The sequence below is a fragment of the Conservatibacter flavescens genome, from assembly GCF_002795425.1.
Classification (GTDB): domain Bacteria; phylum Pseudomonadota; class Gammaproteobacteria; order Enterobacterales; family Pasteurellaceae; genus Conservatibacter; species Conservatibacter flavescens.
In genome coordinates, this window is sequence record NZ_PHHA01000018.1 from 1 (window position 1) to 13,346 (window position 13,346).

Annotated in this window: 7 protein-coding genes, 2 tRNA genes, 1 rRNA gene and 1 pseudogene; 8 read left to right on the forward strand and 3 right to left on the reverse strand. The window is 38.7% G+C overall.

The features are described 5' to 3' along the window. The first annotated feature begins 101 nt into the window (after window positions 1-101). From rrf to CVP05_RS07155, 3 genes are all read left to right on the forward strand, one after another. A 5S ribosomal RNA gene (rrf, locus tag CVP05_RS07145) occupies window positions 102-217 on the forward strand. 10 nt (window positions 218-227) lie between these two features. Beyond that, window positions 228-304: transfer RNA gene (locus CVP05_RS07150), tRNA-Asp, on the forward strand. Between the two features lie 9 nt (window positions 305-313). After that, window positions 314-389 (forward strand) — tRNA-Trp (locus CVP05_RS07155). A gap of 39 nt (window positions 390-428) precedes the next feature. Here the strand turns inward: CVP05_RS07155 and CVP05_RS12865 are convergent. From CVP05_RS12865 to CVP05_RS07175, 3 genes and pseudogenes are all read right to left on the reverse strand, one after another. Beyond that, window positions 429-682, reverse strand: a pseudogene (locus CVP05_RS12865) (site-specific integrase); the annotation flags it as partial. A gap of 1,203 nt (window positions 683-1,885) precedes the next feature. Then, the gene (locus CVP05_RS07170) at window positions 1,886-2,542 is read right to left on the reverse strand and encodes a TfoX/Sxy family DNA transformation protein (RefSeq protein WP_100288890.1); all 657 of its coding nucleotides are present in this window, start codon (window positions 2,540-2,542) and stop codon (window positions 1,886-1,888) included. Between the two features lie 64 nt (window positions 2,543-2,606). After that, window positions 2,607-3,260: a TfoX/Sxy family DNA transformation protein gene (locus CVP05_RS07175; RefSeq protein WP_100288891.1), complete on the reverse strand. Its 654-nt coding sequence runs from the start codon at window positions 3,258-3,260 to the stop codon at window positions 2,607-2,609. A 537-nt stretch (window positions 3,261-3,797) separates the two neighbouring features. Here CVP05_RS07175 and aceE point away from each other — a divergent pair. The 5 genes from aceE to nlpI all read left to right on the forward strand — a co-directional run bounded on the left by aceE (window position 3,798) and on the right by nlpI (window position 13,311). After that, complete coding sequence (gene aceE / locus CVP05_RS07180; RefSeq protein WP_100288892.1) at window positions 3,798-6,452, forward strand: pyruvate dehydrogenase (acetyl-transferring), homodimeric type; 2,655 nt, start codon at window positions 3,798-3,800, stop codon at window positions 6,450-6,452. A 52-nt stretch (window positions 6,453-6,504) separates the two neighbouring features. Continuing rightward, the gene (aceF, locus tag CVP05_RS07185; RefSeq protein ID WP_100288893.1) at window positions 6,505-8,385 is read left to right on the forward strand and encodes a pyruvate dehydrogenase complex dihydrolipoyllysine-residue acetyltransferase; all 1,881 of its coding nucleotides are present in this window, start codon (window positions 6,505-6,507) and stop codon (window positions 8,383-8,385) included. A gap of 92 nt (window positions 8,386-8,477) precedes the next feature. Then, complete coding sequence (gene lpdA, locus CVP05_RS07190) at window positions 8,478-9,902, forward strand: dihydrolipoyl dehydrogenase (RefSeq protein WP_100288894.1); 1,425 nt, start codon at window positions 8,478-8,480, stop codon at window positions 9,900-9,902. Window positions 9,903-10,154: 252 nt separating this feature from the next. Then, window positions 10,155-12,290 carry a polyribonucleotide nucleotidyltransferase gene (gene pnp / locus CVP05_RS07195; RefSeq protein ID WP_100288895.1) on the forward strand — a complete coding sequence of 712 codons (2,136 nt, stop codon included), beginning with the start codon at window positions 10,155-10,157 and terminating at the stop codon, window positions 12,288-12,290. A gap of 97 nt (window positions 12,291-12,387) precedes the next feature. Further along, window positions 12,388-13,311, forward strand: a complete 924-nt coding sequence (nlpI, locus tag CVP05_RS07200) for a lipoprotein NlpI (RefSeq protein ID WP_100288896.1) — start codon at window positions 12,388-12,390, stop codon at window positions 13,309-13,311. The last annotated feature ends 35 nt before the right edge of the window (window positions 13,312-13,346 follow it).

Here is a 13,346-nt window from a genome sequence, read left to right on the forward strand (position 1 = left end):
GCCGATGGTAGTGTGGGGCTTCCCCATGTGAGAGTAGGTCACCGCCAGGTAGTATTTTATAAGCTTATTTAATAAAAGTGGGCTCATAAAATATCAAAATTTTTGGCAGCAATAGTGCAGTGGACCCACCTGATTCCATGTCGAACTCAGAAGTGAAACGCTGTTACGCCGATGGTAGTGTGGGGCTTCCCCATGTGAGAGTAGGTCACTGCCAATTCAAATTTAGCGGAGTGGTAGTTCAGCTGGTTAGAATACCTGCCTGTCACGCAGGGGGTCGCGGGTTCGAGTCCCGTCCATTCCGCCAATCTTATTTAGGGGCGTAGTTCAATTGGTAGAGCACCGGTCTCCAAAACCGGGTGTTGGGAGTTCGAGCCTCTCCGCCCCTGCCATTTAGATAATCCAATAAGCTGTAAGTTTATTTCCTAAAATCAATAACTTACGGCTTTTTTGTTGCCTGATATTTCTGTTATTGCCTCATTTTCTGCTACCAATCCAAACCGATTTATAGCAGAGTGTTCCCAAAACGTTCCCACATTTGCATAGTTTAGTAAGTGGCTAGCGTTTAAGTGGGTATAGCGTTTTTTACCATTTCTACAGTTTCCTAGCCGCCTAACTCTTTTAATGCCATTAGGGTGTGCCGTTTTGAACGGTGCCAGCTTGCCCAGGTATGTCGTAAACCGTGTAACGCTTTCTCGTTTATTAAATAGGAAGTCTGCGATCAGTGCAGATATGCTGTTATGTTTCATGCTTGGCTAGGAAAGATAGCCCTAGCCTTGAAAGCTAGCTACATTTATCTTCCAAATAAAATTAAATCCTGTCGATATTTGGTTTGATTCTTCTCAAGAAAAACAAACCTATCAAGAACTTGTTGTTAAATATTAAATGCTCGGTTAAAACTATTCAAAGATATATTGATAAAGCGCCTAAAGTAGTTTTAAAAACACCTATTTTAAATACTCTTAATATTATTATGGATACCATTTTCTTTGGGCGTGAATTTGGTGTTCTCGTGCTGATAGATAGCATAATCGAAAAGGTAATCTATCATCAAATTGTGAGGACAGAACGATATGAATACTATCAGCTTGCACTGAATTGATTTAGAAAAAAGTCTTTTTATTCAATTGGTTAATTGTAACGATTGTAAGAGGTTATTGAAAGATCTATTTAATATTCCCACACAAATGTGCTTTTTTATATGGTAGCTGTTGTGATGATAAAACTAAGAAAAAAGCATAAATCTGTGGCGGGAAATAAATTAAAAATCATCGTAAAAACATTAAAAGAGAGTTCAAAAAATGAATTTCATTGCCGTTTATATCACTGGTATTTAAAATATCAAGATTTTTTAAACAAATGCTCAGATAAATGTAATGAAAGAAGTTGTTTTCCTTGTAAACATAAAAATATTAGAGGAGTCTTTAGCCAGTTTAAAATACTATGAAAAATATTTGTTTACCTTTGAAAAGTATGTGGACTTGAATATTGTAAGGATAACAAATAGGTTGGAAGGATTATTTAGTGAACTAAAGCGAAAATTAAATAATCACAATAGATTAAATAAAAGTCGTAATGTTATGCTTGTAAAGGTTTTTTAATAAAAAGAGCAGTAGCTAATAATCCTGAAAAACAATTACTAGCTAGAAGTTGTCGTATAAGGAAAAAGAAGCAATAACAACCCATCCGTTTTGCGTACAGATTGTTATTGTGTAATCTCCTATACCTAAATAGCCTTGTATCAGTAAAACATGGTAGCCACAATAATATGGCTACCATTTAGCTCCATCTAAATGTACCTTGGAATGCTGTTGTGCAATCCCTAGCATTGAACCTCTATAATTAAAATTTTAAGAGTTAAAAATAGAGGTCATCATCAGTTTGAGCGCTATTCTTGTGGTTCAATAGGAGGTAGCCCCGCTGCAATTAAAGCATGATTTAATGCGTTAAGTGCACTTTTCTTTTCCTGTTCTGTCAATAATTCGACGGGCTTGTTTTTTAGCGCGCCGACAAGAAGCCAAAATAATTTTTCTGTAACAGGAAAATCCTGTTTTTTTAGACGAACATACGCACCAGCAGCACCGACAGAACGCAGTGTGTTCACGTCAGGAATATCTACTTTTGCTAATAATCGTTCATATTTTAATGAAAGATTAAGCATATCTCGTAATCTATTTCTCCTACTTAACTCTTCAATATTTCGTTTGTCTCTGAGTTCATCGATTGAAGCCATAAGAATGCGTTGGTATACATGGTGATTTTGTTTGATTGAATTTGGAAGGAGGTAATAATTTGGGACGATTATTGGGGGATCTCCTTTGCTCCATTGTTCAGCACCGAGTGATTTTATATATCTAACTAGGCTATCTGACTCTGCTCGAATGTAAAACTGATCGGTTTTATGATGATAAATGCCAAACATTAATGATTCGCTATAGAATAAACCGTAGCCTGAAAATAGTTTTTTAGCGGTGACTTTTCCTATTAGGGTAGTGAGATGTTTACGAATAACTTCGGTATCTTGATTGGTTTTGTTCATTTGCATAATCACTCCTTATACAGCGGTTGTAACTTAGGTTTGTAAAATATAGACGTCGTGTTTAGCATGTTTATTTGCTTTCCTTAAATCGTATAGGTTTGAGCCCTTCTTTAATTAAAGCCTTATTTAACATATTTAAGGCTGCTTTCTTTTCATTTTCAGTTAATGCCTCGACAAGCTTATTTTTAAGCGCACCCACTAACACCCAAAAGAATTTTTTTGAAATTGGGAGCATTTTCTTTTTTAATCGGACATAGGTAGTAATAGGGCCCACAGAACGGAATGTTTTGACATCAGGTATGCCAACTTTTGCTAATAATCGTTCATGTTTTAGGGAGAAGTTGACCATTTCTCGTAATCTATTTTTTCGATTCAGTTCTTCGAGCGTACGTTTCTCTTTAAGTTCACTAATAGAAGCAATAAGGACGCGTTGATAGAGATGGTGATTTTGTTTAATCGATTCGGGAACAGAGTAATAATATGAGATGGCTGATGTAGGTTCACCCTTTATCCATTGTTTAGCGCCTAGAGATTTAATGTATTTAACTAGGCTGTCAGATTCAGCTCGAATAAAAAGCCGGTCTGTATCACAGTGATAAATGCCAAACATCAAAGATTCACTGTGGTATAGGCCGTAGCCTAAAAACAGTTTTTTCGCGGTAACTTTTCCGACCAGTGTGGTAAAAGTTTTACAAATTGATTCGATGTTTTTGTTCATTTGCATAATAAAACTCCTCTGTTGCAAATCTGATAAAATTTATACCATTGAAGTAAAGCTAAATAAAAATAAATCCATCAACTTATTTTGTTTTTGTGATCTTAGTCGCAAATTTTATCTTTTTTGTTATAAAAACAGCGATTATTTAGATTATTTATGTGAATAATCAGTAAATTTTTAAGAGAAAATTTGACCAAAAATGCAGCCAAGCGATGTGAAATGTCTAGTGATATGCATAGTGGTGATGTGAATTTTCTTTTTACAAACACAAAGTGGCTTTATTTGGATAAAAATAGACAAAAAATGTGAAATTTGTTATTTTAGTGGCAAAATCTTCTATCTTTATTTCAAAGAATTTAATAAAATTTATATAATTTGTTAAATTCATTTAGCAAACAAATTTATGCTGATTTTTGACCGCACTTTTTAGCTAAAAGTAAAAAAGATGGAATGAAATAAGCGATACACAAATTTGGTATTTATCCGCGTTTAATCAGATGAGTGATTAAACTGAACTTTTAACTTAATAAAAAGGAAAAGCCCATGTCAGATATGGTTAAAAATGACGTAGATCCAATCGAAACAAATGATTGGCTATTGGCTATTGACTCTCTTATTCGTGAAGAGGGGACAGAAAGAGCGCAATTTATTATTAAAGAATTAATGCAGCGCGCACGTAGCCAAGCGGTATCTTTGCCAACAGGAACAACAACTGACTATGTAAATACAATTCCCCCTTCTGCTCAGCCAGAATATCCAGGTAACTTAGATGTTGAAAATCGTATTACTTCTGCAATTCGTTGGAATGCGATTATGGCGGTATTACGTGGTCAGAAAAAAGATCTTGACTTAGGCGGTCACTTATCTACCTACCAATCTGCAGCAACAATGTATGAATTGTGCTTTAACCATTTTTTCAAAGCTGCAACGGATAAAAATGGCGGGGATTTAGTATTCTTCCAAGGTCATGCTGCACCGGGTATTTACGCTCGTGCATTTGTTGAAGGACGTATTTCTGAAGAGCAAATGAATAATTTCCGTCAAGAAGCATTTGCTAATGGTCTTTCTTCTTATCCACACCCTAAACTTATGCCTGAATTTTGGCAATTTTCTACCGTCTCAATGGGATTGGGACCGGTTAATGCTATCTACAATGCACGTTTCTTAAAATATTTGGATAATCGTGGCCTAAAAGACACGAAAGATCAAAAAGTTTATGCCTTTTTAGGTGATGGTGAAATGGATGAAATTGAGTCAAAAGGTGCATTGACTTTTGCTGCCCGTGAAGGCTTAGATAACTTAATTTTCGTCGTTTCTTGTAACTTACAACGCTTAGATGGCCCTGTTAATGGTAATGGTAAAATTGTTCAGGAGCTAGAAGGCCTGTTTAACGGTGCTGGTTGGGAAGTCATTAAAGTACTTTGGGGATCCGGTTGGGATAAATTATTTGAGAAAGATACTTCTGGTAAATTAGCTCAGCTCATGATGGAAGTGGTTGATGGTGACTATTTGACCTTTAAATCAAAAGATGGTGCTTATATTCGTGAGCATTTCTTTGGTCGTTATCCTGAAACTGCGGCATTAGTTGCCGATATGACTGATGAGGAAATTTGGAAATTAAAACGCGGTGGACATGATACTAAGAAAATGTTTGCTGCCTTTACCAAAGCACAAAATGCGGGCAAACCGGTAGTATTGTTAATTCAATCAGTAAAAGGTTATAAAATTCCTGAAGCGGAAAGTAAAAATACTGCTCACCAATCGAAAAAAATGTCCTTAGAAAGTCTTAAAGGATTCCGTGATGGGTTTAAGTTGCCATTAACAGATGAGCAAGTGGAAAATTATGAATATATTACTTTTGCAGAAGATTCTGAAGAGTATAAATATTTACACGGCCGTCGCAATGCTTTAAATGGCTACTTACCAGCACGTTTACCGAATTTTACTGTTGATTTTAAAGTGCCAGAGTTATCTGAGTTTTCTCAATTATTAGAAGAGCAAGCTCGTCCAATTTCAACTACAATGGCGTTTGTTCGTTTCTTGAATACATTGTTGAAAAATAAAGATATTGGTAAAAATATTGTGCCAATTTTGGCAGATGAAGCACGTACTTTTGGTATGGAAGGCTTATTCCGTCAAGTAGGGATTTATAACCCTCATGGTCAACAGTATGTTCCATCAGATAAAGATCTTGTGGCTTATTACCGTGAGGCAACCGATGGACAAGTGTTACAAGAAGGCATTAATGAGTTAGGCGCAACCGCTTCGTGGTTAGCTGCAGCAACGTCTTATTCTGTCAATAATGTACCAATGATCCCATTCTTTATCTATTACTCTATGTTTGGTTTCCAACGTGTAGGAGATATGATGTGGGCTGCGGGCGATCAATTAGCACGCGGTTTCATGATTGGTGGAACATCGGGCCGCACTACCTTGAATGGAGAAGGGTTACAACATGAAGACGGTCATAGCCATATTCAATCTTCAGTGATTCCGAATTGTATTTCTTATGATCCAGCTTATGCTTATGAAGTTGCAGTCATCATGCAAGATGGTATTAACCGTATGTATGGTGAAAAACAAGAGAATGTCTTCTACTATATTACAACATTGAATGAAACTTATGATCAGCCAGCTATGCCAGTAGGCGCAGAAGAAGGTATTCGTAAAGGGCTTTATAAGTTTGAAACGGTTGGTAAAGGTGAAGCTGATATTCAATTATTGGGATCAGGTGCGATTTTCCGCCATGTACGTGAGGCTGCACAAATTTTAGCTAATGATTATGGCCTAACAGTCGATGTATTTAGCGCTCCATCATTTACTGAGGTGGCGAGAGAAGGGGCAGATGCTGTTCGTTGGAATATGTTACATCCGACAGAAACTCCACGTGTTCCTTATGCATCACAAGTATTGAATGATAAACCAACCGTAGCTGCAACAGATTATATGAAACTATATGCTGAGCAGATTCGTGCCTTTTTACCAACACAGCATTATCATGTACTTGGTACAGATGGATTTGGTGTATCAGATAGCCGTGAGAATTTACGTACATACTTTGAGGTCAATGCGCATTATGTGGTTATTGCTGCATTATCTGAATTGGCTAAACAAGGTAAAGTTGAGAAGAAAGTAATTGCTGAAGCGATTGCTAAATACGGTATTGACACAGATCGTGTAAATCCATTGTTCGCATAATCTTATTAAGGGCGTTTAGTGACGCCCTTATTGAAATTAAGAAGGTAAAAATATGTCAAAACAAATTCAAATCCCAGATATTGGTGGTGATGAAGTCACTGTGACAGAAGTTATGGTGAAAGTTGGTGATACGATTGAGGTTGATCAAAGTATTATCAATGTTGAAGGTGATAAGGCGTCAATGGAAGTGCCAGCACCAGAAGCGGGTGTCGTCAAAGAAATCTTAGTCAAAGTTGGTGATAAAGTGACAACGGGTACACCGATGTTAGTATTAGACTCTGCTGGAGCGGCAGCTGAAGAAGCGCCAAAAGCAGAAGCATCATCAACATCAGCAGCGGCTAGCACAAGTTCAGCCATTGTCGAAATTCATGTTCCTGATATAGGAGGAGATGAGGTCAATGTCACCGAAATTATGGTGAAAGTAGGCGATAGTGTTGAAGCGGAACAATCTATTATTAATGTAGAAGGTGATAAGGCTTCTATGGAAGTGCCTGCTCCACAAGCGGGTGTGGTAAAAGAAATTTTAATTAATGTAGGGGATAAAGTATCAACCGGTTCATTAATTATGAAGTTTGAAATTGCAGGCGCTAGCGCCCCTGCTGCGACTGCTCAAACAGCTACTCCGGCTGAAGCGCCAGAGACAAGTGGTGGTGTTGTAGATGTGAATATACCTGATATTGGTGGCGATGAAGTAAACGTGACTGAAATCATGGTTGCAGTCGGTGACAGCATTGAAGAAGAACAATCATTAATTACTGTTGAAGGCGATAAAGCCTCTATGGAAGTGCCAGCGCCGTTTGCGGGTAAAGTGGTTGAAATTTTAGTCAAATCAGGTGATAAAGTTGCGACAGGAACGCTTATTATGCGTTTTGAAGTTGCGGGTAAAGCGCCTGCAGCTTCTCCAGCACAAGCGACAACATCTGCTCCAGCTAGTGCGGCACCTGCACCAGTGGCTAAAGCTGCGCCAGCAGGAAACCAGGCAGAGGTAACGTCGGCGACAACTTTTGCTCATGCTACGCCGGTGGTGCGTCGTTTAGCTCGTGAGTTTGGCGTAAATTTAGATAAAGTAAAAGGAACAGGTCGTAAGGGGCGTATTTTAAAAGAAGATGTTCAAGCTTACGTGAAAGCAGCCGTTAATGCGCTTGAAAGTGGTGCAACCGCTGGAACAGGCGCAGCGAATGGCGCTGGTTTAGGCTTGTTACCATGGCCAAAAGTTGATTTCAGCAAATTTGGTGAAATTGAAGAAGTTGAATTGAGCCGTATTAATAAGATTTCAGGTGCAAATTTACATCGTAACTGGGTAATGATTCCTCATGTGACACATTTTGATCGTGCGGATATTACTGATTTAGAAGCGTTCCGTAAAGAGCAAAATGTCTTAGCAGAAAAACAAAAATTAGGTGTGAAAATTACACCGGTTGTGTTCATTATGAAAGCGGTAGCGAAAGCTTTAGAAGCATTCCCTCGTTTCAATAGCTCAATTACCGAAGATGCGCAACGTTTAATTTTGAAAAAGTACATCAATGTCGGTGTGGCTGTAGATACACCAAATGGATTGGTTGTGCCAGTGTTCAAAGATGTTAATAAGAAAGGTATTATTGAACTTTCTCGTGAACTAATGGAAGTCTCTAAGAAAGCACGTGAAGGCAAATTGACAGCAGCAGATATGCAAGGTGGTTGTTTTACCATTTCAAGTATCGGTGGTTTAGGTACAACCCATTTTGCTCCGATTGTTAATGCGCCGGAAGTTGCGATTTTGGGTGTATCAAAATCAGAAATGGCACCTGTGTGGAATGGTAAAGAATTTACTCCGCGTCTAATGTTGCCGGTTTCATTATCATTCGACCATCGTGTTATTGATGGTGCAGATGGTGCGCGTTTCTTAACGTTCATCAATGGTGTATTAGGCGATTTACGTCGCTTAGTCATGTAATCCTATCTTGTTGGGCAATATTGCCCAACAATTATTCGCAATATTCAGTAAAAGTGCGGTAGAAAATTGCAAAATTTTTACGAGGAAAGAAAATGAGCAAAGAAATTAAAACTCAAGTTGTTGTTTTAGGGGCTGGTCCGGCAGGTTATTCAGCCGCATTCCGTTGCGCAGATTTAGGTTTAGACACAGTCATTGTTGAACGCTATTCGACCTTAGGTGGTGTTTGTTTAAATGTAGGTTGTATCCCATCTAAAGCGTTATTGCATGTGGCTAAGGTTATTGAAGAAGCAAGATCTTTAGCGCATCACGGTATTGTATTTGGTGAGCCAACAACCGATATTAATAAAATTCGTGGGTGGAAAGAAAAAGTTATTGGTCAATTGACTGGTGGTTTAGCTGGAATGGCTAAACAGCGTAAAGTGCAAGTTGTTAATGGCTACGGAAAATTCACCGGTCCAAATTCCCTTGTTGTGGCAGGAGAAGATGGCGAAACAGTTATTAAATTTGATAACGCGATTATTGCAGCGGGTTCACGTCCTATTCAGCTACCATTCATTCCACATGAAGACCCTCGTATTTGGGATTCGACAGATGCACTTGCATTACGTGAAGTTCCAAAAAATCTATTGATTATGGGGGGCGGAATTATCGGTCTTGAAATGGGAACCGTATATCACGCTTTAGGCTCAAAAGTCGATGTTGTCGAGATGTTTGATCAGGTTATTCCGGCGGCAGACAAAGATATTGTTGCAATTTATACTAAACGCATTCAAGATAAATTTAGTTTATTGTTAGAAACCAAAGTTACTGCGGTTGAAGCAAAAGAAGATGGTATTCACGTATCAATGGAAGGCAAGGCTGCAACAGAAACACGTCGTTATGATGCGGTATTAGTTGCTATTGGCCGTACACCAAATGGTAAATTAATTGATGCTAATGCTGCGGGTGTAGAAGTAGATGAGCGTGGGTTTATTCGCACAGATAAACAAATGCGCACAAATGTGCCACATATTTTTGCAATTGGTGATATTGTCGGACAACCGATGCTTGCACATAAAGGCGTTCATGAAGGTCATGTAGCAGCTGAAGTGATTGCAGGCATGAAGCATTATTTTGATCCAAAAGTGATTCCTTCGATTGCTTATACTGAACCAGAAGTTGCTTGGGTAGGTAAAACAGAGAAAGAATGTAAAGCAGAGGGTATTAACTACGAAGTGGCTAAGTTCCCTTGGGCGGCATCAGGTCGAGCAATTGCTTCTGACTGTGCAGATGGTATGACGAAATTAATCTTCGATAAAGATACGCATCGTGTTATTGGTGGCGCAATTGTCGGGACTAATGGTGGCGAATTATTAGGCGAAATCGGCCTTGCTATTGAAATGGGTTGTGATGCAGAAGATTTAGCGCTCACTATCCATGCTCACCCAACCTTACATGAGTCAGTTGGTTTAGCCGCTGAAGTATTTGAAGGTTCAATTACGGATTTACCGAATCCAAAAGCGAAAAAGAAAAAATAATGTTTGAATGACAGCAAGGCATCTCTTATGGGATGCCTTTATTTTTTTATGGGAATTAAGGAAAAATAAAAATAGGTTTTCCCTTAAAACCTGAGTATAATAGTTGAGTTTTATCTCTATTGGCGTGCGGCTATCAAAAATGTTTTGAACAATGCAGAATATTTTTGCTAGTCGCAATTAGAATAAAACAATAGTTAGTTATGTTCTTAGGAACGAGTGAATATTTTTATTAATTTATAAAAAGGAAACATTGTGACTCCAATTGTGAAACAATTTAAGTATGGTCAGCATACTGTAACTTTAGAAACGGGTGCAATTGCACGTCAAGCAACAGCTGCGGTAATGGCAAGTATGGACGACACGACAGTTTTTGTGACAGTCGTGGCGAAAAAAGAGGTAAAAGAAGGGCAGGATTTCTTCCCGTTAACCGTTAATTACCAAGAAAGAACTTATGCGGCAGGCCGTATTCCTGGCGGATTTTTTAAACGTGAAGGTCGTCCTTCAGAAGGCGAAACATTAATTGCGCGTTTAATTGATCGTCCAATTCGCCCATTGTTTCCAGAAGGATTTTATAATGAAATTCAAATTGTCGCGACTGTGGTTTCTGTAAACCCACAAATTAGTCCAGATTTAGTGGCTATGATTGGTGCTTCGGCGGCGCTTTCTCTTTCAGGTGTTCCATTTAATGGGCCTATTGGTGCTGCTCGTGTCGGTTTTATTGATGATCAATTTGTCTTAAATCCAACAATGGCAGAGCAGAAGATTAGCCGTTTAGATCTTGTTGTAGCAGGTACTGATAAGGCCGTATTAATGGTTGAGTCAGAAGCAGATGTGTTAACTGAAGAACAAATGCTTGCTGCTGTGGTGTTTGGTCATGAGCAGCAACAAGTGGTGGTGAACGCGATTAAAGAATTTGCTGCAGAAGCAGGTAAGCCGCGTTGGGATTGGGTTGCCCCTGAACCAAATACAACATTAATTGATAAAATCAAAGCCTTAGCGGAAACCCGTTTGGGGGAAGCTTATCGCATTACTGAAAAACAGGTACGCTATGAGCAAATTGATGCGATTAAGGCTGATGTGATTGCACAATTGACTGCGGAAGATGAAACCGTGAGTGAAGCTTCAATTATTGATATTATTACTTCATTAGAAAGTGCGGTCGTACGTGGCAGAATTTTAGCGGGTGAACCGCGTATTGATGGCAGAACAGTGGATACTGTACGAGCTTTAGATATTTGCACTGGTGTACTTCCACGTACTCACGGTTCAGCGATTTTTACGCGTGGTGAAACCCAAGCACTTGCAGTAGCCACTTTAGGAACTGAACGTGATGCGCAAATTATTGATGAGTTAACCGGAGAGCGCGCAGATCATTTCCTATTCCATTATAATTTCCCTCCATATTCAGTAGGAGAAACTGGCATGATCGGTTCTCCAAAGCGTCGTGAAATTGGACATGGTCGTTTAGCAAAACGCGGGGTGGCTGCAGTGATGCCAACCTTAGCAGAATTTCCATATACTGTACGTGTTGTTTCTGAAATTACCGAATCAAACGGTTCTTCTTCTATGGCCTCTGTGTGTGGCGCTTCACTTGCCTTAATGGACGCTGGTGTGCCAATTAAATCTGCAGTAGCAGGTATCGCGATGGGACTAGTGAAAGAAGACGATAAATTTGTGGTATTGTCTGATATTCTTGGCGATGAAGATCACTTAGGTGATATGGATTTCAAAGTTGCGGGTACGCGTACGGGTGTCACTGCACTTCAGATGGATATTAAAATCGAAGGCATTACAGCAGAGATTATGCAAATTGCATTAAACCAAGCTAAATCAGCACGTTTACATATCTTAGGTGTGATGGAGCAAGCTATTTCTGCGCCACGTGCAGAGATTTCAGATTTTGCACCACGTATTCATACTATGAAGATTGATCCGAAGAAAATTAAGGATGTTATCGGTAAAGGTGGCGCGGTAATCCGTGCATTAACTGAAGAAACCGGCACATCAATTGATATTGAAGATGATGGTACAGTGAAAATCGCTGCTGTAGATAACAATGCGGCAAAAGCTGTGATGACACGTATTGAAGATATTGTTGCAGAAGTAGAAGCGGGTGCCATTTATCAAGGTAAAGTCACACGTATTGCAGATTTCGGCGCATTTGTGGCTATTGTTGGTGGCAAAGAAGGCTTGGTTCATATCTCTCAGATTGCAGAAGAGCGTGTTGAAAAAGTGACTGATTATCTACAAGTGGGTCAAGAAGTGACAGTAAAAGTGGTGGAAATTGATCGTCAAGGTCGTATTCGTTTAACCATGAAAGAACTGGCGGCGAAAGAGACTTCTGAAACGGAAACAGCAGCTGACGTTGTTGTGGAAGAACAAGAATAATCTGTGTAATTCGTCCATAGTATCTGATATACTAGAGACTATGGACGATAAAATCCTATCTATTAATAATATCATGCTTCGTTAAGGCTTATCAGAGATGGCACAGCTCACTAAGTTATTCAACTTTGTGGTTCTCTTACCAAGTTTTATCATTATTCTATTGTTATCTGGCTGTGTAAACAGTTCCAGTAGAGAATTAGTATCAGAAAATAATTTAATGCTAGCCGAGCAGCAGCCAAATTCTCATTTTGATCAAGAAGTGATGATAGTGCGTATTAGCCAAATATTATTGGTAGGACAATTAAGTAAAGAAGAGCGTGCAGGATTGCATTTTGAGCGAGGAGTCTTATACGATAGTTTGGGACTCTGGGCGCTAGCTCGTTATGACTTTACTCATGCCTTAGCTCTACAGCCTAAAATGGCAGCGGTTTATAACTATCTTGGTTTATATTTATTACTTGATGAAGATTATGAAGGGGCATTAGAAGCTTTTAATGCGGTTTTTGAACTGGACCCAAGTTATGAATATACCCACCTAAACCGTGGATTAAATTTTTATTATACAAAACGATATAACTTAGCTCAGCAAGATTTGGAAACTTTTTTCCAACAAGATCAAACAGATCCTTATCGAGCGTTATGGTTATATTTAAATGAAATTGAATTTAAACCGAATGAGGCAAAACAAAACCTAGCGAAACGAGCTAAAGGGCTTTCTCGCGAATATTGGGGTTCCCAAATTGTTGAATACTATTTGGGTAATCTTTCGTTAGCACAGTTAAAACAAAGCATGGAGAAAATTGAAAAAGAGTCTCCAGCAAATTATCCTGAAATTCTAACGGAAACTTATTTTTATCTAGCAAAACAAAAACTCAATACAGGCCATATTGACGAGGCAAAGACGCTATTTAAGCTTGCAATGGCAAATCGGGTATATAACTTTGTTGAGTATCGTTTTGCGCTGTTTGAATTATCTCGTTTAAGAGATATATCGACAGAACAGGCTGTTGTTCAACAATAACAACGTTTTTTTATACCTGAATTGAGGTGTATTGA